Genomic DNA, 22026 nt, shown 5'->3' with positions numbered 1-22026 from the left:
GATTTTGTAAAAATTTCTGCTTTTCAAACACTAAAAAAAGCGCACTTGGCGCTTTTAAATGATTCAATTCATTGCTTAATAGGCATATGAAGCAATACCCGCAGCAATGGCTTTATCTTCATCATTGACCATGGTCATACGCATGGTGCAGCCTTTACGACCTAAACGTAGTACTTCGGCACGTGCAATAAAATATTTACCACGCCCCGGTGCTAAATAATCTACACGCATATCGACGGTTGCCAAACGTGACACTTGTTTAATGGTTTCAGTTAAAGTTTCGGGAGTTGAACGGCGATATAAGTGTTCCATTGCCACAATTCCGCCAATACTATCGAGCAAAGTTGCAGCAACGCCGCCATGCAAAATCTGAAATGCCAGATTGCCAATCAGGTTGGGTTGCATCTCGATATAGCCTTCAATGTGCCCGTCCACCACACGCATAATCATTCCACTATGCTTAAAAAAAGGAGAGCTATTAAACGCCTTACATAATTGGTTGAGAACCACAGTTAGGTCAGTTTTTGCACCTAAATGGATGTTCCCAGTCCAATTTTTCTTTTCTTCACTCATATGTTGCCTAAATTTAAAAGCATGATAAACACCCATAATTTTGTACAAATCCAGCATTATGGGGCTACAATACAGCAGTCGGTTGACAGTAATGGAATATCCGCCAACCTATCCTAGTGTAATACCGAACATCGAGATTGTTATGACTTATACGTTCAATCGTCCTGCATTTCCAGCCACTCGCATGCGCCGTATCCGTAAAAATGACCAGTTGCGTGCGATGGTCAGCGAAACACAGCTCACTACCAATCACTTGATTTATCCAGTATTTGTATTACCGGGACAAAATCAGACCCAAGATATTCCAAGTATGCCGAACATTCAGCGTTTGTCGGCAGATTTGTTACTGAAAAAAGCTGAAAGACTTTTGGAATTGGGCGTATCAAAACTGGCTCTTTTTCCAGTTACCCCGCAAGAAGATAAAAGCCTCACCGCAGAAGCTGCATGGCATGAAGATGGTTTAGTACAAACCACATGTCGTCTGCTTAAAAAAGAATTACCAGAAATGGTGTTAATTACCGATGGTGCCCTCGACCCATATACCACTCATGGTCAAGACGGCATTATTGATGAAACTGGCTATGTGCTCAATGACGAGACTGTAGAATGCTTGATTAAACAAGCCTTAAGTCACGCAGAAGCAGGTGCCGAAGTAATTGCACCAAGTGACATGATGGATGGCCGTATTGGCGCAATTCGTCAGGCTTTAGAAGCTAATGGTCACATCTACACCAACATCATGGCCTACTCTGCAAAGTATGCGTCTAGCTTCTATGGTCCGTTCCGTGATGCTGTTGGCTCTGCATCCAACCTCAAAGGTGGTAATAAATATAACTACCAGATGGACTTTGCCAACCGTGCCGAAGCTTTACATGAAATCGCGCTTGATATTCAAGAAGGCGCCGACATGGTGATTGTAAAACCGGGCATGCCATATCTGGATGTGGTACGTGAAGTGAAAGATACCTTTGGTGTTCCTACATTCATTTACCAAGTGAGTGGCGAATACGCGATGTTAGCTGGCGCAATTCAAAATGGCTGGTTATCAGACTCAGTCATTTTAGAATCACTCATGTGCTGCCGCCGCGCTGGTGCAGACGGAATCTGGACTTACTTTGCAGAAACCGCTGCTGAAAAACTCAAGGAAATGAACTAAGTTCGCAGAGAAAGGATAACACTGCATGCATATTGCAATCATTGGCGCGGGCATAAGTGGGTTAATGTCTGCGCTGGAGTTGGTTGAACAAGGCTGTACCATCAGCATTTTTGATCAACAACAAGCGGGTCAAGCAGCCTCTTGGGCTGGCGGAGGTATTCTCTCTCCGATGTACCCGTGGCGCTATGTGCATGCAGTGAACCAACTTGCTCAATTTGGCAAAGCCTCTTATCAAGCATGGAACCAAAAGCTCTACCCTGTTACAGGGATTGATTTTGAAATTCATGACACAGGCATGCTGATTTTTGATGAAGAAGATTTTGACGTTGGACTTTCCTACGCCGAGCAGCATCAAGAACCGATGCAGCGCTGTGAATACTTACAACGAGATGCGCTAGAGCAAGTTAATCCACATATTTCCGATCAGTTTCAAGAAGCCATTTATTTCCCTGAACTGTCTAATATTCGCAACCCACGCGTTTTACAGTCACTGATTCTCTATTTAAAACAACATCCAAAAGTTGAGTTTTTCGAACACACTGCTGTTAAAAAACTGATTCAACAGGGCGATGTGATACAAGCGCTACAAACCGAAGATGGTCGCAAACATACGGCAGACCATTTTGTAATAACTTCGGGTGCTTGGAGCCATTACTGGAACACACAATTACAACTCGAAATTCCAGTCGAACCTGTTCAAGGTCAAATGCTGTTATTTAAAACCCCTGCTCACTGGCTACCGACCATGTGTATGAATCGAGTGATGTATTTGATTCCACGTATGGACGGTCATATCGTGTGCGGGTCAAGCATGGCACATCGTGGTTTTGACACCTCTACCGATGAAACGACTCAGCACAATATTTTAGAAGCATGTTTAGAAATGGTGCCTGAACTGGCCGATTTCCCGATTGTACATCGTTGGGCAGGACTTAGACCAAGTTCACCAAATGGCGTTCCCTACATTGGCAAAATGCCTGAAATGGACAATCTCTGGGCAAACTTTGGTCATTTTAGAAATGGTTTATGTATGGGCGCAGGCTCTGCGCAATTGCTCCGTCAACTTATGCTGGGTCAACCAACCTTAGTTGATGCCAAAGCATATTCACCAGAGCGCTTGCAAAATAAAATCTTAGCCTGAGGTGAGTATATTCTCTAAAGCTGCTTTTAACTTGGGATAAGCAAACTCAAAGCCTTCTGCTTGTAAGGCAGCGGGTTTGACGTACTGACCATTTAAGATCAATTGCGACTGTTCGCCCAACAAACAGCGGAAAACCGTGCTTGGTGCTGACAACAGTGGTTTCTTATTTAAAACCTCAGCAGCTTGTTCAATAAAAGCTTTTTGAGCCACGTTTTCTGGCGCTACTATATTGTGAATTTGAGCAGATTGAGGATGCTGAAATATAAACTCTATTGCATTTAATACATCTTCAATGTGTACCCAAACTACAGGCTGACGACCGTGACCAATTTGACCGACTAAATTGAGTCGAATAGGAAGCAACATTTTAGGCAAAATGCCACCGCCCTGCCCAAACACTACACCTAAACGAATAATTTTAGTATTTTGCTGAGCGTCTGCTAACGCTGCGCGTTCCCACTCTTGGCAAAGCTCGGACATAAAAATAGGCTGTGGCGAGCTTTGTTCTGTGCACACTTCTGTCCACTTTTCTTGATCATCTATTCCGTAATAACCAATTGCAGAACCAGACACAATTACTTCCGGAAAAATTTCAGATTGCTTGAGCCACGCATACAATTTTCGGGTCGTATTTACTCGGCTTTCAATGAGTTGTTTTTTACGTGACTCGGTCCAGCGTTTCTCGCCAATATTTGCGCCTGCCAAATTCACCACATAGTCAATTTGACGTGTCGAAATATCTTCAAACTTTTGCACCCATTGCAAGGCAGGATGGTCAGATTCCTTTCCAGCCTGCCGTGTCACCGCAATCACGTTATAATTTTTCTGTAAGAGGAACTTAATTAAATGCGTTCCGATAAAACCACTTGCACCTGTAATTAATACATTCTTATTCATAGTTCCTCCTAAGCTGAGGATTCAAGTTTTATTTAATTGTATAAGACTCATTTATATTTAAACGTATGAGTTTTCATAGTGATCTATTGCACGTTAAACATTTTGTCAGCCATGCGCTGTGCTTGTTTACCATAAAACCAGTAGGTAATTAAATAAAGTGGAATAGCTAATATTAAAAGCATGATCACCATAATACTTAAGAACTGAGGCTGTTTGAGGTAAAGCATAAAGTTCTGCAAAATCTCAGGGTCTTTTCTGGCAAATAAAAACAGGCCAAATAAAACACCACACAAGTTATAGCCCCAAAAAATCAGACTAAAACCTAAAGTAAATTTCTTTTTTTCTTGTACAGTCGGTGCACGGCGTTCTTTCTTTAAAAATTTAAATAAGACAAAAATCATTGCGCCTAAATATGGAACGGCTGTTAAAATACCACCTACACTCGCTGGTAATAGTGCTGCAACCACACCTACAATTAAGGTAAGTACGATGCATAAACCAAAAAACCAGAGAAAGTAAGAACGTAATTTGGTCATATTTTTGCCTAATTTATGGGTTCAAAAAATAATTATAAATTTTTTTCGATTTTTTTTCATTTTTCTGTCAACCAATCCTGATCTCTTGACGTTATATAGGGTAATAAGGTCGCAGCAACCGAATACTTCCTTTGCACGGCATCCGCAAAATTGTTTCGGTGACCTTTCATTACGACTCTTTCCTTCCTTCGGATTAGGTTTTGTTAGCAGCCGAAACCCTTGATGAAGTTTTTGACCGACGATTCTCTCATCACTCGAATCGTCGGTTTTTATTTTCTAGCACTTTCATTTATTTTACGCTCAGCATACACAATAGTCCTTTCGTGGCTATAAAGGCTATGCGTATACTTTTTACACCATAAAAATATGATTTAAATAATATGAACAACATTGCCTATTTTGAAATCCAGTCTTCAAACCCTGCCCGCGATGCGCAGTTTTATCAAGCTGTGTTTGGCTGGCAATTTAAACTCGATGAAAACTTACCGATTGAATATTACCGCATAGAGACACCTTCAATTATGGGGGGACTATTAAAACGCCCCGCTCAAACCCCTCCGATGGAATATGGCACCAATGCATTTACCTGTTCGGTTCAGGTGGAAAACTTCGATGAAGTGGCTGCAAAAATTTTAGCGCAAGGTGGTATTGTCGCGATGGATAAATTCGCTATTCCGGGCCGTGCTTGGCATGGTTACTTTGTCGATTTAGACCACAACGTTTTTGGTATTTTTCAAGTCGATGAAAATGCAGCTTAAAGATTTTATTTAACGACTCTATTTATTTTTAATTTATAGCCACCGCCTTTTTATCGGTGGCATTTCATATTATTTATTCAGCAAAGCTAAAGCTGGCTTCACATGTAATTGGGAAATTCACCGAATTGGCAATCATGCATTCGTGATGTGCTTCTTCATGCAGTTTTGCTGCAAGTTCTTGGTCAGCACCTTTTTCTAAAACAATCTCTGGTCTTAAAATAATTTGGGTAAAATGACCACGTTTAACGGGATCTGCGTCTTCCATAAAGCCAAGTGCTTTGTCGACATAACTCAGCACATGAATATGATTGACTGCACACAGATGTAAATACCAAAGCTTATGACAAGCTGAAGCTGATGCCACCAATAAATCTTCAGGGTTCCATCTGGTCACATCGCCTAAATAGGCAGGATCTGATGAACCTTGAATTGTGGCCTTTTGCGGATGCTGAATACTAAAGTCTCTTTTATATGAACGATAAGAAGAAGTGCCTGTACCCGTATTGCCTTCCCACTGTATTTTTACTTCGTATTCATGAATGGTCATTTTTTTCTCAAAGTTCATGGTTTAAGTCGATAGTAACAAAGCAGCGTTTAAAGTGAAAAATTTAATTCAAGTTTTAGTGGGGCTTAAATAACGAGCACTTTAAAATGTCTTGATAAAATCTCTCGCCAATTTATGCTAACGTATCTGTGTTTATTTTGGTTTGATGTCTGTTTCTATGTCCGTACATTTTCTACATACTTCTGACTGGCATTTGGGGCAGTTTTTTTATAATCATTCACGCCACTACGAACACCAACAATTTTTAAGCTGGTTACTCACTCAAATTCAAGAAAAACAACCACATGCTCTGCTCATTGCCGGCGATATTTTTGATGTCATTAACCCTGGATCTCAAGCACAAAAACAACTCTACCAATTTTTAGCAGATGCACATCGCATTGCACCGCACATGCAAACACTCATGATTGCGGGTAACCATGACTCAGGCTACCGTATTGAACAGGTTGAACCGCTTTTAGAAAAATACAACGCAAAAACCGTGGGCGTGGTTCGCTGGAATGAAGATAAAACCCTAGATCTCGATCGATTACTTTTACCTATTTATAATCAAAATCAAGATATTGTAGCGTGGTGCCTTGCCCTGCCTTTTTTACGTTCGGCCGAAATTACGGGCTTTAACGAACATACCACCAATAGCAAAAATGCGATTGCCTATTTGCACCAGCAACTCATTGCAGAAGCCAAACGTCGTAAAACACCAGACCAAGCGCTTATTTTGATGTCACATGCCCATATGCAAGGTGGGGAAACATCCGACTCTGAACGCCCAATTATTATTGGTAATGAAGAGGCACTTTCAACAACTTTATTTGAAGATGCTGTCGACTATGTCGCTTTAGGGCACTTACATAAACCACAAAAAGTAGGCCAGCCACACATTCGTTATAGCGGTTCACCCATTCCGCTTTCTTTTAGTGAAATTAACTATAAGCACCAAGTGGTTGAGGTCAAAATCGACCCGACTCAGGAGGCAGACAGCCGTTTGCAATTTGACGCTGTCGAAATTCCACGTTGTATACAGTTGCACCGTATTCGTGGTGAGTTAAATGAGGTGCTACAACAACTCAAAGCCTTGCCAAACGGCGTAATTGAGAATATTGACCACCGTGAATATGTCGATATTGAATATTATAGTTTAACGCCGCCGCAGCCTAATTTACGTCAGCAGTTTGAAGCGGCCTTACCCCCTGACCGCTATCGTTTAGTACGTATTTCACGTCAATATGTGAATAAAGATGCGGCTGATTCAAATACCACTCAGCAAATCGCACTTGAACCGCCAACACCAGAAAAGCTCTTTCAAAATATTTGGGAAAAACAAGGTTACAGCACCGATGATTCGGTCTTAAAAGATTTTCTAAGTCTAGTACAAGAAGCACAAAAACATCTTGAAAATGATGCAACACCTTAAGGATATGTCATGAAAATTTTATCCATTCGAATAAAAAATCTGGCATCCCTTTCTGATGAACACTTTATTGATTTTGAAAGCGCGCCTCTCGCCCATGCAGGCTTAATTGCAATTGTAGGGAAAACTGGCGCAGGTAAATCGACCATTTTAGATGCCATGTGTCTAGCTTTGTTTAATCGGGTTCCACGTCTAAAAGACAGCGACGGCAAATTAAAAGATGTTGATGGTTCCGAGTTATTGACCAACTCACCTTTAACAGTCTTACGCCGTGGTACAGGACATGGTTTCGCTGAGCTTTGCTTTATCGCACAAGATCAAAAACGCTATTTGGCACGTTGGGAAATTAAACGGGCACGCGAAAACCCAAATGGTAAATTACAAAGTGTACAGCGCCACTTAAAATGCCTGACCGACGGTGTCGTGCTTGCCGACAAAGCCAAAGCGGTTGATGAAAAAGTTAAACAAATTACTCAACTTTCTTTTGAACAATTTACGCGTGCCGTGTTACTTGCCCAGTCAGAAGTGACCGCGTTTTTAAAAGCACGAGACAGCGAACGAGGTGAGTTACTCGAGTACCTGACCAACTCCAGCATTTTCGCCAAAATTGGTGAGCTGGCTTTTCGTAAAACTGCAGATATAGCAAAGCAGCGTAAACAGCTTGAAGAGTTCTTAGGCCACATTGAAATTTTGTCTGATGAAGAAATTGCGGCTTTTACCGAACAATATCAGCAAGCTGAACAAAATCATCAAAAATTAGAACAGCAAAAAAATATCTTAGACAAACAGCAACAATGGTTTGAACGTAAGGCGAAACTTGAGCAAGAAGTTCAAGCTAAACAGCAACAGTTTCAAACTCAACAAAATCATCATCAACAATTGGCTGGTGAGCGTGAGCAATTAAAACGACTCGAAGTTTTCTCTGAAATACGCCCACAAGTTTTTCAGCAATCTCAAAATTTACAAACCCTACAACAACTTGAGCCGCAAATTCATCAAGCTCAAACCAAGTTTAATGAGTTGGTGCAAATTTTTGAAACGGGACAAAAACAATATCAACTCGCAGAACAAGAGCTCAAACAGACACTCGATTTTGAGCAACAGCATCAATATGCTTTAAATCAAGTTCGGCAGTCCATTCAGGAACGTGCTTTTATTGCCGATGAATATAAAAAGTGCAAAGAAAAAAGAAACGTACTTGAGCAAAAACTCAGTCCACTGCACCAGCAGCAAAACACTGTGCAACAGCACATTGCACAGCTTGAGCAGAACCAAATTCATCTGCAACAACAGCTTACCCAAACTCAGCAATATGCTGTGTTGGATAAAGGCCTTTCAGCACATCTACATCAACTTGGGCAATTTATTCAAAATTACCAAGCAATTGAACAACAGCTCGGAAACCCTACCCTTGCTCGCCAAAAGCTATCGGAAGCTAAAAGTGAAGTTGAACAACTCACAGCTTCACTCGGCACAGTTGAACAAATTGAGTTAAAACTTGAACAGCAGCGTAAAGATAAAGATCAGAAACTTGCTCAAGTCACACAGTTAGATCTGATTCAGCAAAAAATAAAAATTTATCATGAGCTATATGCTGAGCTTCAACAATTCACCGAAAAACATACTCAAGCCTCCGCGCAAGAAGAACAGCTTAAAACCGTTTGCCAGTTAGCTGAACAAGACTACCAAACAACAAAAGCTGAACGTGAAAAGTTACAGCACATTTTGCAACAGCAGCGTTTACTACACACTGAAAATATTGAGCAGTTACGGGCCAATCTTAAAGAAGGCGAAGCTTGTCTAGTATGCGGAAGTACACATCATCCCTATCGTGTTGATGACAGTGCAGTCTCCAAGGCCTTGTTCGATTTGCAGCAACAACAAGAGCAGCAAGCTGTTGCACTCGAGCAAACTAAATTTAATGCATGGCAAACCCAGCAACATGCACTTACCCAGTGTCGTGCCGAGCTTGAGCAAGTTCAGAAATATCTAGCTCAACTTCAAACAAAACAATCAAGCTTGCAACAAGAGCTTGAGCAAACGTTTAAGCTCAATCAATTACATATGGAGCTTAATCAAGCTCCTGAGCAGATCTTGCTAACGCTGAACGAACTCAGACAAGCCGCGCAAACTGCCATAAATTCATTTGACTCAGAAAACTTGCGTTTAACCCAAGCGATTAAACATCACAATCAGCTTGTTCAATCTATTCAGCGCAATGAAAGTTTGCTTAATACAGCACAGCAATGGCAACAACAAGTTCAACATATTGTTGAGTGTTTATCTGAAGCCGAACAGCACGCATGGCAGCAGTCGAGTAGCCAAACGGCTAAGCAGACTTGGACTATTCTTGATGCACGCGCTAAGCAGCTTGAGCAACAAGAACAGCTTTCACATCGTTTTGAACAGCAGCAACAAGAACTTAAAATGTTGACTGCTAACTTTGAACAAATGGTCAAGCAAATTGATGAGATCGATCAAAATCTCCAAGAGATTACGCTTAAAGGCCAACAAAATAATGAAAAAGCGGTGTCGCTCATTCAGCAAATGACAGGCCTCTCTGATATTAAACCGCACGAATGGCTAATTGAGCATGACGCTAAACGTCAGCAACAACAAACCGCGTATCACGAGGCTAAACAACGTTTTGAACAAACCAGACAGCACTTTGAGCAGCAAAAACAGGCGCTCGATCAGCTCAAGCATCAACATCAACACACTGCGGAGTACCAGCAGCAAATTGATGGGCAAATTCAAAACTGGTTAAAAGCCCACGTTGATTTTCAGGCAACTGATCTTACGGCGCTCATGCAAATCAATTCCGCCCAAGAGCAAGACATTCGTAATCGTCTTAATCATGCCGAGCGTTTATTAAGTGAAGCTTCTTCTGCTCTTAAGACCATGCAAGAGCAATTAAGCGAGCACTTACAAACTCAGCCAGATATTGAATATGAAAAGCTTGTTAGCCTTATTCAAGACAATATTGCAGAGCTTAAAGCCCAGCTTGAAGTACGTGATCGCCTCAAGCTTAAGCTTGAAGTCCATCAGCAAAATCTGGCTAAACAGCAACAATATGCCGAGCAAATTCAAAATATTCAGCAAGAAGAACATCGCTGGAGCAAAATTTCAGGCTTGATTGGTGATGCAAAAGGTAAAGAGTTCCGCGACTATGCCCAGCAATATCACCTAGATATTTTAGTGGAACATGCCAACCAGCAACTGGCGATGCTATCTCAGCGCTATACGCTTAAACGCCTAGATCAGTCTTTAAGTCTTGCGATTATTGACCACGATATGGATGGAGAAACCCGCTCTGTTGCCTCTTTATCTGGCGGTGAATCATTCTTAACAGCGCTTGCCTTGTCTTTAGCCATTGCCAATATGGCCTCGGGCTCAATGAAAATTGAATCTCTGTTTATTGATGAAGGGTTTGGTACTTTGGATGCTTCTTCTTTGCACATGGTCATGAATGCTTTAGATCAATTGCAAAATCAGGGACGTCAGGTCATTCTCATTTCACACATTCAAGAAATGCATGAGCGTATTCCTGTTCAAATTCAGGTGAAACCACTTGGTGCTGGCGCAAGTACCATTGAAGTTGTAGGTTAAAACTAAAAAGCCCCGACATCCTGTCGGGGCTTTTTTAGATTCTGCGTTGGTATAACTCCTGTCGTACCTGTATGCATCCATTCATCACTGTTTATTGTTATTCTTAGAAACATCCTGTTTCCTGATGAGTTCATAGTACGAAAAAAACGTTGTCTGCCATAGCAGCAAAAGCCCGCAGTTTTTGTAAGATAAAGCTTACATCAGCCTTTTTGCGAATAGTCTCTAGCACCAAATAAGGCTGTTCCTACACGAACCATGGTTGAACCAGCAGCAATTGCAGCTTCTAAATCACTCGACATTCCCATACTTAAAGTATCCCAATCTTGTGGGTGGGCATGTTGGTCTTCAACAGCATCAAACAAGGCTTTAGCATCTGCAAATGCAGCAGTATTGTCAGGTGCTGGAATGACCATTAAACCGCGTAACTTGATTTTTGGTAATTGACTGATTTGAGCAACCAGCTCGGCAACTTCATCTGGTGCACAACCATCTTTACTGTCTTGCCCATCAATATTGACTTGCAAACAAATATTAAGTGCAGATTGATCATCGCCACGTTGGTTAGATAATCGCTCGGCAATAATTAAACGATCTACACCATGTACCCAATCAAATTTCTCGGCCAAATGCTTCGTCTTGTTGCGTTGAACATGACCAATAAAATGCCATTCAATATCTAAATCGTGTAAAGCTTCGATTTTTTCCAAAGCTTCTTGCAAATAGTTTTCGCCAAATGCTCTTTGTCCTGCTGCATACATTTCACGCAAACTTTCACTTGGATGTGTTTTCGATACGGCTAAAAGTTGCACAGTTTCAGGCGCACGTTGAGCATGTTCACAAGCACTTTGGATTTGCTGTAATACGTGCTGACGCGCATCTTGCAGGTAATTCATTGACAAGGTTCTCATTTTCAAAAAACTTTTTTGCTTTTCACCTAAAGCGAGGTGTTGGTAAGCCTCGGTGAAAGCCGTATATTATTCTACAAAATAATGACATATTTTGATTTACTTGGGGAAATTATGGATATTACAGAGCTACTCGCCTTCTCTGTGAAAAATGGCGCGTCCGATTTACACCTATCTGCTGGCATGCCACCAATGATTCGCGTTGATGGTGAAGTCCGTCGCATTAACTTACCTGCTCTAGATCATAAAGATGTTCATCGTTTGGTCTACGACATCATGAATGATAAACAGCGTCGTGACTACGAAGAAAAACTCGAAACCGACTTTTCTTTTGAAGTGCCCAACGTTGCTCGTTTCCGTGTAAACGCATTTAACCAAAACCGTGGTGCGGGTGCAGTGTTTCGTACCATTCCGTCCAAAGTACTCACCATGGAAGATTTAGGCTTAGGACAAATCTTTAAAGACATTTGTGACTATCCTCGCGGGATTGTACTGGTGACAGGTCCAACAGGTTCGGGTAAATCAACGACGCTTGCAGCGATGATGGACTACATCAACGAAAATCGTTATGACCACATTCTAACGGTTGAAGACCCTATCGAATTTGTACACCAATCTAAGAAATGTTTGATTAACCAACGTGAAGTGCATCGTGATACACACGGCTTTAATGAGGCGCTACGTTCAGCACTGCGTGAAGACCCAGATATTATTTTGGTCGGTGAGATGCGTGACCTTGAGACTATTCGTTTAGCGCTTACCGCTGCCGAAACAGGTCATTTGGTGTTTGGCACGCTGCATACCACTTCTGCTGCGAAAACCATTGACCGTGTGATTGACGTATTCCCTGCCGAAGAAAAAGATATGGTTCGTGCCATGCTCTCTGAATCATTACAGGCTGTAATTTCACAAACCCTGCTTAAAAAGAATGGCGGCGGACGTGTCGCAGCTCATGAAATCATGATTGGTATTCCTGCCATTCGTAACCTAATTCGTGAAAATAAAGTCGCGCAAATGTACTCAGCTATTCAGACTGGCGCAAATCATGGCATGACCACCCTCGACCAAAGCTTAAAAAATCTGGTGTCTCGCGGTGTGATCAGCCCACAAACGGCTCGTACTGCTGCCAAACAGCCAGAATCATTCCTATAAAAATAACTAGAGAATAAATATGGATTTTAATGACCTACTCAACCTCATGGTTGAAAAAAAATCATCCGACCTCTTTATTACAGATGGCGTTGCACCATCGATGAAGATTAACGGGCAAATTGTTCCCATTTCAAAAAATAGTCTTTCAGGCGAAATTATTGGACAACTATTACATTCCATCATGAGTGAAAAACAACGCAAAGAATTTGCTGAGACTCGTGAATGTAACTTTGCCATTATGAACCGTGATAAAACTGCCCGCTTTCGTGTGAGTGCTTTTCAGCAACGCGACATGCCAGGTATGGTGCTACGTCGAATTGAAACTAAAATTCCTTCAATTGATGACTTGCAATTACCACCTGTGCTTAAAGATTTATCGATGACCAAACGCGGCATCATTATTTTTGTAGGGGCAACAGGTACAGGTAAATCGACTTCTTTAGCTTCAATGATTAGCTATCGGAACCATAACTCTAAAGGTCATATCATTACCATTGAAGACCCGATTGAGTTTATTCATGAACACGCTGGCTGCATCATTACTCAACGTGAAGTCGGGATTGATACAGACTCATTCGAAATTGCCTTAAAGAATACTTTGCGACAAGCACCCGATGTAATCTTAATTGGTGAGATTCGCTCTCGTGAAGTTATGGACTACGCGATTGGCTTCGCCGAAACAGGTCACCTTGTATTAGCCACAATGCATGCGAACAACGCCAACCAAGCACTTGACCGTATTATTCACTTCTTTGAAAGTGACCGTCATAGCCAGCTCTACATGGACCTATCACTTAACTTAAAGGCCATGATTGCACAGCAACTTATTCCAACGCCTGATGGTAATTCGCGCCGTGCAGCGATTGAGATTCTCATTAACTCCCCATTAATTTCAGACTATATTCGTAAAGGTGAAATTCATGAAATTAAAGATTTAATGAAACGCTCACGTGAACTCGGTATGCAAACTTTTGACCAAGCACTGTTTGATCTTTATAAGTCAGGCCAAATTACCTACAAAGATGCATTAAAACATGCCGACTCACCAAACGATTTACGTTTAACAATTAAGCTTGCCGAAGAAGGTCCTGAGCAAATTGCAGGCACAAATCAGCATTTAACCTTCGACCGACAGTAATTTCTTCATAAAAAAAGGAAGGTTAAACGTAACCTTCCTTTTTTATTTGTTTTCTTTATGTGAAAACGATTATTTCTTGCGCAGCACTTCCTGACATTCAGGTTCGTTACAGTAACCGTAGAGGTTTAATGAGTGACCCGTTAAGGTAAACCCATGTTGCTCAGCTACAGCATGTTGTTCTTTCTCGATAACATCATTAGTAAATTCAATAACTTTGTTGCAATTATGGCAAACCAAATGATCGTGATGATCTTCTTGCATAATTTCGAAAACAGAATGATTATTTTCGAAATGGTGGCGCTGAATGATACCTGCAGCTTCAAATTGTGTTAACACACGGTAAACTGTCGCAAGGCCGACATCTTCCCCTTGTTCTAACAAAGTCTTGTAAATATCTTCAGCGCTAAGATGATGTTGTTTTGAATTTTCTAATAATTCCAAAATCTTAATTCGAGGAAGGGTAACTTTAAGTCCAGCTTTGCGCAAATCTTGATTGGAAATAGGCATGAAAAAAGGTCTCTCAACAAATCTCAAGTTGGAATAGGCAATAGAATTTAGATGAAGTATGATCTATCCTTTGATCAAATGCATCATAATTTATTGGGATAGTGTAGCAAAATGCAAAAACTCGTGCTGACGTTATTAGTCACTTCACTCCTTGCTGGTTGTTCAATCTTTGGTGTATATAAGGTTGATATTCCTCAAGGGACTCCATTGACCAAAGCTCAAGCCTCTCAAGTACAAGTCGGCATGAATTTCCAGCAAGTGCGTTTTTTGCTTGGTAGTCCAACAGTGACTGATCCTCTAAATCCTCTACGTTGGGACTACATTTACAACTATATCCCGGGAACTTATGCTAAAAAAGCTAAAATCCCCGCAGCACATGGTCAGCATTTAAAAATTTACTTTGATGGAACTGGTACTGTAACTAAAATTGAAGGTTTAGAAACTATTCCAGAATCGCAACCAGGTTTACCTGCTTCTAAAGAAGCGATTTTAACTGCACCACCACTATAATCGTTTTTTCTAATAAAAATAAACCCCTCAAGTGAAATACTTTGAGGGGTTTTGTTTATGGGGCTTATTGCTTAAAGCGATTACTTTTAATATATCGCCCCACAGGGTTTTTCTCAGCGCGTTTACGACGTATATCTTTGGGATTGATCGTTAAAGGTCGATAAATCTCAACTCGATCACCAGCTTGCAAAATCGTATGTGCTTCAACTTTTGCACCAAAGATGCCAAGTTGTAATGGCTCAGACAAACTGACCTGTGTCTGCAAACCACTCACCTCAACTGCTTGTAATGCAGTCATACCAGCTTGAAATGGAATAGCAACTAAAAACTGTTGCTCTGGGGCTGCATAAGCAACCCACACTTGCTGAGCTTTTTCCATCAGATAATTTGTCCAATCACCGCAATCATGGCAATAACAATTGAAAGCGGCAATACAATACGTACCGCAATGCGCCATAAGTTATAAAACAACTCATTGCTAAAATTCATAGATTTACGTAAATGGCTAATTTTCATAACCCAGCCAGCAAAAATGGCATAGATCAAGCAAATGAGTAATCCCCAAAGCATCAAAATCAGCGTAAAGATGTTATGAAGCTCAGGCACAGCCCAAACAGCAATCGTTACAACAATAATCACCCACTGTAAAATAGGCATAAGCTGACGCTGAGCAAGCTGCTCTCTAGCCAATTGCACAAATAACGCTGTTGTCATTACTGCGGTAAAGATCCAAGTAAAAACAGGAAGCTGTGCTTGTAAAGAAAAGAAACCAAAGGCAATCACAGCAATTAACTGAGCTAACCAAATTGGAAGAACAGTTTTCGTTGCACCCTCTTGCGACTGAACAGCACCTACACTATTTTGCCAGTAAAGCCCTAAGCCTAATCCACTTGCAACAAGTGCAAGTACAGTCGCATTACCCCATTCTTTAAACTCAACATTGGTCCAGTGCCAAGGCTGTAAAGTCGTTCCCATCGTGTTAGCTAAAACAAGAGAAGCAATTACACCAATCGTCATCAGTAAGATTAAAATCTGACGTGGAATAAAGGATAAAATGAGGGCCACAACAGCAAGACCAGCAAAAACAAGTTGCCCTGAAACACTATTATTAAGTTGTGTAGTCAGTAAATTGCCAGTTGTACTTAATACATTACCAGCTAAAAATGGAATAAAAATAACCGCAAGCCAGCCAACCAAACGCCATTTTGGGGAACTATCTGCTTCACGAGTTAAACTTGATAAAGCATTTAAGGCTGTAGTCTTCGACCGTTTTGCTAAAGCAATTTCCAAATAACAAACTGGTAGTGCCAATAACAACATTGTGCCTAACCACAATAACCAGAAATCGAGTTGACGATCAATCTGGATTCCCATTGTGGGTGCCAATGTCGCCATAATGATGAAAGATAAGCAAAACGCCATCAGGGGCGATAACCATCGTGACATAGGTATGTCCTGCATTATGCATTCCTTGAAAAAGACTAGAGATATTTTGCCCGTGTCATGCTTGAAAATCAAAGTTTGCTCAATAAAAAAAGCAAACTACCGAATCGATAGTTTGCCGCGCTAACTGAAATTATGAGTTCTTTTTATTTCAGGTTATGAGAAAAACCGAGCAAACCAGTTTTTCCCTTTTTTCTTTTCTTTTTCTCTAATAATTCCCATCATATTTTCTTTTACTGCTCCTACATAATCGGCATCATCATGTTGAATATGGTTAATTAACCATTTAGCCAAAATTTCTTGTAATTCTGCTTCAATCGTGTGCCCCATTTCAAAACGTTCACGATATAACTCTATTTTTTTAATAAATAAATCATGTACACGTTTATGAGGTACACGATATTTATAATCAGCTTCCTCTTGCAAACTTTCTTCGAAAGTAAAATGTGATTGCGTATAATCGATAATATTGTCTAGAACATCTTTAATACGACGTCTATCCTCTTCATCTTTTACATCATCAATCTCATTAATATAATCAAGTATTCGTTTATGTTGCTCATCAATAACATCAATACCCGTATTATATTCTGAAGCCCATTTCATTTTCATACATCTCCCCAATGATGATTAATGATCGTTGCATAAACTCCATGATATATTTAAAGAATATAAATAAAAACAAACCTATTTTGTCGGCTTTAGCATATAAAAATTATATTCAACTCAAGTTATTGTTTTTAAAATATTTAATTAAAATTAACCAACTAAAATAATAAAGTATTTTTTAAACAAACTATTTAATTATTAAATGATAAAAATATATAAATATCCTTATTCATATATTTTAAATGTATTTTATATTAATACTGATCTGCACGCGTAATACGTTTAAGTTCAGGATTTTCCTGTTCGCGCTTTAATCTTTCTACAAAGGTAATAGCCTTTTTAATTGGTTGACCATGTTGAAATAAAATCATTTCACCAGGTTGGTATGCTGTCCAATTTTCATTATGTGTTAAAGGTTCAGTGGTTATTACTGCCACACGGTCTTCTGGAGTGGTTACCTGGCTAAAATCGACTTCGACATCTAAGTCAATTAAATGCGCATGATTAAATGGATATTCACGAACGAGCCAATGTAATTTAGTAATGGCATAACTAAATAATGCTTTGCCATTAGATAGACAATAATTAAATGTGCCGTATTCCGCAATTTGCGGAGAAATCTTTTCTAACACTTCAAATATCTGTTCAAGACTTGGTTCTTCATAACCAAAAGCTTCAACGAGTTGATCGAGCAAATAACAAAATGCACGCTCACTATCGGTATTACCTACTGGTGTGAAACGTCCACTTAACGGCGGATTAAAGTCATGTAAATCACCATTATGGGCAAAGATCCAGTGTCGCCCCCACAACTCTCGAATAAACGGATGAGAGTTTTCTAAAGTGATTTTACCTTGAGTAGCTTTGCGGATATGTGCGATCACATTACGTGATTTAATAGGATAATTACGGATAAGATCGGCAATTGGAGACTCAACTGCCGATTGGTTATCAACGAATAAACGGCACGCCTTATCTTCAAAAAATGCAATGCCAAACCCATCACTATGATCTGAGGTAATTCCTGCACGCTGTGAAAAACCACGGAAGGAAAAAGTGATATCCGTTGGTGTTGCACAATTCATTCCTAATAGCTGGCACATATCGCTTTTTAAACTACTTCTAATTACCCCATCTGCTCTATTGTGCATGAGAGTAAAAGTGCTTGCAAATCTCAATATGTGCTGGCTATTACAAAATAGAAAATATGATTAACGCTGCACCATTTTATTCATCACAAATGAGGTCGCGACTTTATTCACCTCAAGAAATACAAAATAATCCAAACAGTTAAACTCTTCATCAAAAAAAGCCTGTTTCGATAGTTTTGACTGCATGCTCAGATACATTTGGAATAGCTTTGGCATACGTTCATCTTGTGGAAAGCTAAACTCAGGATATTCAGGTTCATAGATTTTTTTCGAACGGATATCAATCGATTTGCTTTCAGGTAACTGCTGAATCTGACGATGCGTGTAGTACGCTCTAGCCAAATTATCTTGCAAATGAATACTGACACAGCCCATTAAATATTTAGCACGCATTGACCATAGCACTTTCGGTGCAAGGTTTAACCACAGCATAGATAACGCTTTACCATTACGGAAGCGAGGATGCACACAAGTACGGCCTATTTCTAACACATTTGGAAGATGGGATAATTGAGGAACAATATCAAACTCATGTGCACTATAACTCTGTGCTATTTCATGGCCTTGAAATAGTTTTAGACGCGTATACGCTACAATTTCTCCAGTCCACTTTTCACGCAAGACCGCATGTTCACAACCAAAATCGTAAATATCTTGGTCTAAGTTATCTTCAAACTTGATTCCGAATTGTTGACTAAATTGTTGTGCACGAAACCGTTGTACATCTTGTAATTCTTTTAAATTATCAACCCACTCAAAACGAAATTGCGTCTGATTTATTGCTTTATGACGATTTAAAGGTAAAGTCCAGGTTTGGCGATATTGATTAAATTTTTCCAGCATAATGAACGCTCCTAGTGACACCCCCTACACTAGTCAAAGCTCATGACAAAAAAATGACCAAATCAAGATGGTATAAAAAAAGACCACCTAGGGTGATCTTTTTATTGAGAATAATGGATTTCTTAAGCTGTTTTAGTTCGGTTAGAAATCAGCGTTCCAACACCATGATCAGTGAAGATCTCAAGTAATGTTGCATGTGGCACGCGACCGTCAACAATATGCGCACTCACAACGCCGCCTTTAACGGCATCAAGCGCACAGCCTACCTTAGGAATCATACCGCCATAGATCACACCTGTTTCAATGAGGCGATCAACTTCTTGTGTCGTAAGGCCAGTTAACAGATTTTTATTTTCATCAAGCACACCGCTAATATTGGTGAGCAAAATTAATTTCTCAGCGCCTAATGCTTCTGCAACCTTACCTGCAACTAAATCAGCGTTAATATTATAAGTATTGCCTTCTTCATCTACACCTAGCGGCGCAATAACTGGAATAAAGTCACTTTGGGTGAACATTTCCAATACATCTGTTTTAACGCCTGTCACTTCACCAACCATACCCAAGTCGATATGTTTGATAGAACCATCTTCTTCTTGCTTTTCCATAAGCAATTTGCGGGCACGAAGTAAATTACCATCTTTACCCGTTAAACCAATCGCACGTCCACCGTGTTTATTAATCAGGTTAACGATTGATTTATTTACACTGCCGCCCAACACCATTTCAACCACTTCCATGGTTGCAGCATCAGTTACGCGCATACCGTCAATGCGGTCAGATTCACGGCCTAACTGCTTTAAGAATGAGTCCACTTGTGGTCCACCACCGTGAACAACAATCGGATTTAATCCTACAGTTTTAAGTAAAACGATGTCTCGGGCAAATGAACTTTCAAGCTCTGGATCAGTCATTGCGTTGCCACCGTATTTCACCACCAGCGTTTTACCAGTAAAGCGTTGAATATACGGCAAAGCTTCAATCAAGATTTTTGCTTTGTCGACACCGATATGCTGATGTTGTGGCATTACGCCTCTCCTTACTTAGGCCTCTGAAAGTTCTTGTGCAATTTGCGGATAGTGTTCTTGCAACATATCCACAAATTTTTGCTGGATTTCCTTTAATCGTAAAGGATTATCTGCATCAAATCGTACTGTAAAGTATTCACCAGTATTTGATGCTCGAATAATGCCAAAACCATCATCAAAATCAAGACGTACGCCATCAATTTTACTAATACGTGCCCCTAAGCGATGACTTAAAATCTCAATATCTTGTAATACATACTTTGGATCAGACTGATAAGTACCAATATAGGTATCTTCTGTACAACATCTTTCTGGATATGGAGCAAATAATTCAGAAATTGTAGCGGCATCAGATTGGGTAAAATACTCCATTACTCGTAATGCAGCATATAAACCATCGTCGTAGCCAAAACCACGGCCATCATTAAACACATAATGACCTGCATATTCTCCACCAAAAATGGCACGTCCATTCGATTGAGATAAATAAGCCCTTAGGAAACTACTTCCCGTGCGGATCATTTTTGCTTTTCCGCCGAGTTTCTCGACGGTCTCTTGAACCATACGTGAACATTTCACATCAAAAACAATTTCTTGCTCTGGATGCTGCTCAAGGCACATTTGCGCAAAAAGTGACAATAAGCGGTCCGCTGTCAATATCTGTGCTTTTTCATCGACTAAAACAACACGGTCTCCATCGCCATCAAGAGCGATGCCGATATCCGCCTGCTGCTCGACCACGGCTTTACGCAAATGAGTTAAATGTGCTGCATGTGAAGGGTCTGGTGCATGGTCTGGAAACTCACCATTTGGATTGGTGCGTAAAGCAATGACTTCACAACCCATTTTTTCTAAGATTAGTTTTGAACAATGCCCGGCTGAGCCATGCAAACCATCTAAAACAACTTTTAAAGGACGTTTTAACTGAATATCTTTAAAAATAGCTTGTTGGTATTGTTGGCAAAATTCAGCTTTAAATTGCGGTAAGGTTAACTCAAGTACAGAAATTGAATGAGATGGTACATAAGTTTGAGCTTCTTCACCCACCTGCTGAATCATTTCTGGAGACGGCGGTTCACCCTTTAAAATCCACTTAATACCATTGTCAGATTTTGGATTATGGCTTTCGGGCACCATGATGCCATTACCACCAAAATCTCGTGCGATGTAGTACATCATTGGGGATGAACAGCAACCAATATTGGTCACTTTTAAACCTTGTTCTATTAAAATTTCTTCAATTAAGTGTGCATAGGCTGGACTTGTGAGACGGGCATCATAGCCAATCACTAATTGAGTTTGTTTTGCTTGTTTGTATTGTTGTGCCAATCCGTAGGCAATTGAACGGACAACGTCCGTGGTTAAGTAAGAAAGTTTGCCTCTAATATCGTAAGCACGAAAAATACTTTTTGGAAATGAGTGTCTTACATTCATAGCGTATCTTCTATTTAAAGATCAATTCGATCTATCGCAAAAACATAGATTATTCAAAATTTTTGAAAGGTTTGTTTGCTAAAAAAGTTAAAAGAATATGAGTAAAGCGTGTTGTAATATAATCCTTTGTAACATTCAAGATGTAAAAAGAAACGCCTGTTCAACAGGCGTTTGATTTTCGTTAATATTTAAAAAACTTATTGTTTACCTGTATGGCCAAAGCCACCAGCGCCACGTAAAGTTTCTTCAAACTCTTCTACTTGCTCAAATTCGGCTTGTACGACTGGTACTAAAACATATTGTGCCAAACGTTCACCTGGTTCTAAACGGAATGTGGTTTGACCACGGTTCCAAACTGAAACCATCAATTCACCTTGATAATCCGAATCAATCAAACCAACTAAGTTGCCAAGCACGATACCGTGTTTATGACCTAAACCTGAACGCGGTAAAATTAAACCAGCAAAATTTACATCATGAATATAAATTGCCATACCTGTTTTAACTAAAACAGTTTGTCCTGGTTCAATATCAATTGCTTCATCTAAACAGGCACGTAAATCTAAACCCGCTGAACCTGCTGTTGCATATGAAGGTAAAGGCCATTCTTTACCTAAACGCGGATCGAGCAATTTCACTTGAACTTTCATGGGATTTCCT

Annotated in this window: 22 protein-coding genes; 8 read left to right on the top strand and 14 right to left on the bottom strand. The window is 40.2% G+C overall.

What is annotated here, in order from left to right; translation table 11 throughout:
• Window positions 1–75: 75 nt before the first annotated feature.
• On the bottom strand, window positions 76–573 hold the full coding sequence (locus J663_RS05645) for a thioesterase family protein (RefSeq protein WP_002121786.1): 498 nt from the start codon (window positions 571–573) through the stop codon (window positions 76–78).
• Between the two features lie 142 nt (window positions 574–715).
• Here J663_RS05645 and hemB point away from each other — a divergent pair, with 142 nt between their 5' ends.
• Together hemB and J663_RS05635 are read left to right on the top strand one after the other, a co-directional pair.
• Window positions 716–1729, top strand: a complete 1014-nt coding sequence (hemB, locus tag J663_RS05640) for a porphobilinogen synthase (protein ID WP_004794101.1) — start codon at window positions 716–718, stop codon at window positions 1727–1729.
• Between the two features lie 25 nt (window positions 1730–1754).
• Window positions 1755–2870: an NAD(P)/FAD-dependent oxidoreductase gene (locus J663_RS05635; RefSeq protein WP_033848374.1), complete on the top strand. Its 1116-nt coding sequence runs from the start codon at window positions 1755–1757 to the stop codon at window positions 2868–2870.
• On the opposite strand, the gene J663_RS05630 is transcribed toward J663_RS05635, so the two are convergent.
• Together J663_RS05630 and J663_RS05625 are read right to left on the bottom strand one after the other, a co-directional pair.
• Window positions 2862–3767 (bottom strand): TIGR01777 family oxidoreductase, encoded by a 906-nt coding sequence (locus tag J663_RS05630; RefSeq protein ID WP_033848372.1) that lies wholly within the window; start codon window positions 3765–3767, stop codon window positions 2862–2864. The two genes, J663_RS05635 and J663_RS05630, sit on opposite strands and share 9 nt — an antisense overlap.
• A gap of 83 nt (window positions 3768–3850) precedes the next feature.
• Complete coding sequence (locus J663_RS05625) at window positions 3851–4303, bottom strand: ABZJ_00895 family protein (protein WP_033848370.1); 453 nt, start codon at window positions 4301–4303, stop codon at window positions 3851–3853.
• Between the two features lie 380 nt (window positions 4304–4683).
• Here J663_RS05625 and J663_RS05620 point away from each other — a divergent pair, with 380 nt between their 5' ends.
• A complete protein-coding gene (locus J663_RS05620) occupies window positions 4684–5061 on the top strand; it encodes a VOC family protein (RefSeq protein WP_005303175.1) in 378 nt (125 codons plus the stop codon).
• 73 nt (window positions 5062–5134) lie between these two features.
• Here the strand turns inward: J663_RS05620 and J663_RS05615 are convergent, their stop codons facing one another.
• Window positions 5135–5608, bottom strand: a complete 474-nt coding sequence (locus J663_RS05615; RefSeq protein ID WP_033848368.1) for an OsmC family protein — start codon at window positions 5606–5608, stop codon at window positions 5135–5137.
• Window positions 5609–5771: 163 nt separating this feature from the next.
• On the opposite strand from J663_RS05615, the gene J663_RS05610 reads away from it, so the two are divergent.
• Window positions 5772–7040, top strand: a complete 1269-nt coding sequence (locus J663_RS05610) for an exonuclease SbcCD subunit D (RefSeq protein WP_033848366.1) — start codon at window positions 5772–5774, stop codon at window positions 7038–7040.
• 9 nt (window positions 7041–7049) lie between these two features.
• Window positions 7050–10646 carry an AAA family ATPase gene (locus J663_RS05605; protein WP_033848364.1) on the top strand — a complete coding sequence of 1199 codons (3597 nt, stop codon included), beginning with the start codon at window positions 7050–7052 and terminating at the stop codon, window positions 10644–10646.
• Between the two features lie 200 nt (window positions 10647–10846).
• On the opposite strand, the gene J663_RS05600 is transcribed toward J663_RS05605, so the two are convergent.
• Window positions 10847–11539 (bottom strand): YggS family pyridoxal phosphate-dependent enzyme, encoded by a 693-nt coding sequence (locus J663_RS05600; protein ID WP_033848363.1) that lies wholly within the window; start codon window positions 11537–11539, stop codon window positions 10847–10849.
• Window positions 11540–11665: 126 nt separating this feature from the next.
• Between J663_RS05600 and J663_RS05595 the strand changes: the two genes are divergently transcribed.
• Together J663_RS05595 and J663_RS05590 are read left to right on the top strand one after the other, a co-directional pair.
• Entirely contained in the window at window positions 11666–12703 is a 1038-nt protein-coding gene (locus tag J663_RS05595) for a type IV pilus twitching motility protein PilT (protein WP_002121749.1), read from the top strand.
• A 19-nt stretch (window positions 12704–12722) separates the two neighbouring features.
• On the top strand, window positions 12723–13841 hold the full coding sequence (locus J663_RS05590; RefSeq protein ID WP_005070855.1) for a PilT/PilU family type 4a pilus ATPase: 1119 nt from the start codon (window positions 12723–12725) through the stop codon (window positions 13839–13841).
• A gap of 69 nt (window positions 13842–13910) precedes the next feature.
• Here J663_RS05590 and fur read toward each other — a convergent pair whose 3' ends face one another.
• The gene (gene fur / locus J663_RS05585) at window positions 13911–14348 is read right to left on the bottom strand and encodes a ferric iron uptake transcriptional regulator (protein WP_002121758.1); all 438 of its coding nucleotides are present in this window, start codon (window positions 14346–14348) and stop codon (window positions 13911–13913) included.
• 111 nt (window positions 14349–14459) lie between these two features.
• Between fur and J663_RS05580 the strand changes: the two genes are divergently transcribed.
• A complete protein-coding gene (locus J663_RS05580; protein ID WP_002121740.1) occupies window positions 14460–14858 on the top strand; it encodes an outer membrane protein assembly factor BamE in 399 nt (132 codons plus the stop codon).
• A 64-nt stretch (window positions 14859–14922) separates the two neighbouring features.
• On the opposite strand, the gene J663_RS05575 is transcribed toward J663_RS05580, so the two are convergent.
• From J663_RS05575 to dut, 8 genes are all read right to left on the bottom strand, one after another.
• A complete protein-coding gene (locus J663_RS05575) occupies window positions 14923–15237 on the bottom strand; it encodes an RnfH family protein (RefSeq protein WP_033848361.1) in 315 nt (104 codons plus the stop codon).
• Window positions 15237–16304 carry a membrane protein gene (locus J663_RS05570; RefSeq protein ID WP_033848729.1) on the bottom strand — a complete coding sequence of 356 codons (1068 nt, stop codon included), beginning with the start codon at window positions 16302–16304 and terminating at the stop codon, window positions 15237–15239. The genes J663_RS05575 and J663_RS05570 overlap by 1 nt, the downstream gene beginning before the upstream one ends.
• A gap of 153 nt (window positions 16305–16457) precedes the next feature.
• Window positions 16458–16913 carry a bacteriohemerythrin gene (locus J663_RS05565; RefSeq protein ID WP_002121698.1) on the bottom strand — a complete coding sequence of 152 codons (456 nt, stop codon included), beginning with the start codon at window positions 16911–16913 and terminating at the stop codon, window positions 16458–16460.
• Window positions 16914–17164: 251 nt separating this feature from the next.
• On the bottom strand, window positions 17165–18013 hold the full coding sequence (locus J663_RS05560; RefSeq protein ID WP_033848359.1) for a class II glutamine amidotransferase: 849 nt from the start codon (window positions 18011–18013) through the stop codon (window positions 17165–17167).
• A 108-nt stretch (window positions 18014–18121) separates the two neighbouring features.
• The gene (locus tag J663_RS05555) at window positions 18122–18904 is read right to left on the bottom strand and encodes a GNAT family N-acetyltransferase (protein WP_032057672.1); all 783 of its coding nucleotides are present in this window, start codon (window positions 18902–18904) and stop codon (window positions 18122–18124) included.
• Between the two features lie 122 nt (window positions 18905–19026).
• Complete coding sequence (gene argB / locus J663_RS05550; protein WP_002121716.1) at window positions 19027–19932, bottom strand: acetylglutamate kinase; 906 nt, start codon at window positions 19930–19932, stop codon at window positions 19027–19029.
• A gap of 15 nt (window positions 19933–19947) precedes the next feature.
• Complete coding sequence (locus J663_RS05545; RefSeq protein ID WP_033848357.1) at window positions 19948–21366, bottom strand: phosphomannomutase/phosphoglucomutase; 1419 nt, start codon at window positions 21364–21366, stop codon at window positions 19948–19950.
• 197 nt (window positions 21367–21563) lie between these two features.
• Window positions 21564–22016, bottom strand: a complete 453-nt coding sequence (gene dut / locus J663_RS05540) for a dUTP diphosphatase (RefSeq protein ID WP_002121799.1) — start codon at window positions 22014–22016, stop codon at window positions 21564–21566.
• Between the last annotated feature and the right edge of the window lie 10 nt (window positions 22017–22026).

The organism is Acinetobacter sp. 826659 (genome assembly GCF_000588515.1).
Taxonomy (GTDB): domain Bacteria; phylum Pseudomonadota; class Gammaproteobacteria; order Pseudomonadales; family Moraxellaceae; genus Acinetobacter; species Acinetobacter pittii.
Note: the sequence above shows the minus strand (reverse complement) of the source record. Positions and strands in the feature narration are given on the sequence as shown.

Excerpts from the sequence above, each read along its gene's own strand:
- J663_RS05645 (WP_002121786.1), bottom strand. The coding sequence starts at position 573 with ATGAGTGAAGAAAAGAAAAATTGGACTGGGAACATCCATTTAGGTGCA.
- hemB (WP_004794101.1), top strand. The coding sequence starts at position 716 with ATGACTTATACGTTCAATCGTCCTGCATTTCCAGCCACTCGCATGCGC.
- J663_RS05635 (WP_033848374.1), top strand. The coding sequence starts at position 1,755 with ATGCATATTGCAATCATTGGCGCGGGCATAAGTGGGTTAATGTCTGCG.
- J663_RS05630 (WP_033848372.1), bottom strand. The coding sequence starts at position 3,767 with ATGAATAAGAATGTATTAATTACAGGTGCAAGTGGTTTTATCGGAACG.
- J663_RS05625 (WP_033848370.1), bottom strand. The coding sequence starts at position 4,303 with ATGACCAAATTACGTTCTTACTTTCTCTGGTTTTTTGGTTTATGCATC.
- J663_RS05620 (WP_005303175.1), top strand. The coding sequence starts at position 4,684 with ATGAACAACATTGCCTATTTTGAAATCCAGTCTTCAAACCCTGCCCGC.
- J663_RS05615 (WP_033848368.1), bottom strand. The coding sequence starts at position 5,608 with ATGACCATTCATGAATACGAAGTAAAAATACAGTGGGAAGGCAATACG.
- J663_RS05610 (WP_033848366.1), top strand. The coding sequence starts at position 5,772 with ATGTCTGTTTCTATGTCCGTACATTTTCTACATACTTCTGACTGGCAT.
- J663_RS05605 (WP_033848364.1), top strand. The coding sequence starts at position 7,050 with ATGAAAATTTTATCCATTCGAATAAAAAATCTGGCATCCCTTTCTGAT.
- J663_RS05600 (WP_033848363.1), bottom strand. The coding sequence starts at position 11,539 with ATGAATTACCTGCAAGATGCGCGTCAGCACGTATTACAGCAAATCCAA.
- J663_RS05595 (WP_002121749.1), top strand. The coding sequence starts at position 11,666 with ATGGATATTACAGAGCTACTCGCCTTCTCTGTGAAAAATGGCGCGTCC.
- J663_RS05590 (WP_005070855.1), top strand. The coding sequence starts at position 12,723 with ATGGATTTTAATGACCTACTCAACCTCATGGTTGAAAAAAAATCATCC.
- fur (WP_002121758.1), bottom strand. The coding sequence starts at position 14,348 with ATGCCTATTTCCAATCAAGATTTGCGCAAAGCTGGACTTAAAGTTACC.
- J663_RS05580 (WP_002121740.1), top strand. The coding sequence starts at position 14,460 with ATGCAAAAACTCGTGCTGACGTTATTAGTCACTTCACTCCTTGCTGGT.
- J663_RS05575 (WP_033848361.1), bottom strand. The coding sequence starts at position 15,237 with ATGGAAAAAGCTCAGCAAGTGTGGGTTGCTTATGCAGCCCCAGAGCAA.
- J663_RS05570 (WP_033848729.1), bottom strand. The coding sequence starts at position 16,304 with ATGTCACGATGGTTATCGCCCCTGATGGCGTTTTGCTTATCTTTCATC.
- J663_RS05565 (WP_002121698.1), bottom strand. The coding sequence starts at position 16,913 with ATGAAAATGAAATGGGCTTCAGAATATAATACGGGTATTGATGTTATT.
- J663_RS05560 (WP_033848359.1), bottom strand. The coding sequence starts at position 18,013 with ATGTGCCAGCTATTAGGAATGAATTGTGCAACACCAACGGATATCACT.
- J663_RS05555 (WP_032057672.1), bottom strand. The coding sequence starts at position 18,904 with ATGCTGGAAAAATTTAATCAATATCGCCAAACCTGGACTTTACCTTTA.
- argB (WP_002121716.1), bottom strand. The coding sequence starts at position 19,932 with ATGCCACAACATCAGCATATCGGTGTCGACAAAGCAAAAATCTTGATT.
- J663_RS05545 (WP_033848357.1), bottom strand. The coding sequence starts at position 21,366 with ATGAATGTAAGACACTCATTTCCAAAAAGTATTTTTCGTGCTTACGAT.
- dut (WP_002121799.1), bottom strand. The coding sequence starts at position 22,016 with ATGAAAGTTCAAGTGAAATTGCTCGATCCGCGTTTAGGTAAAGAATGG.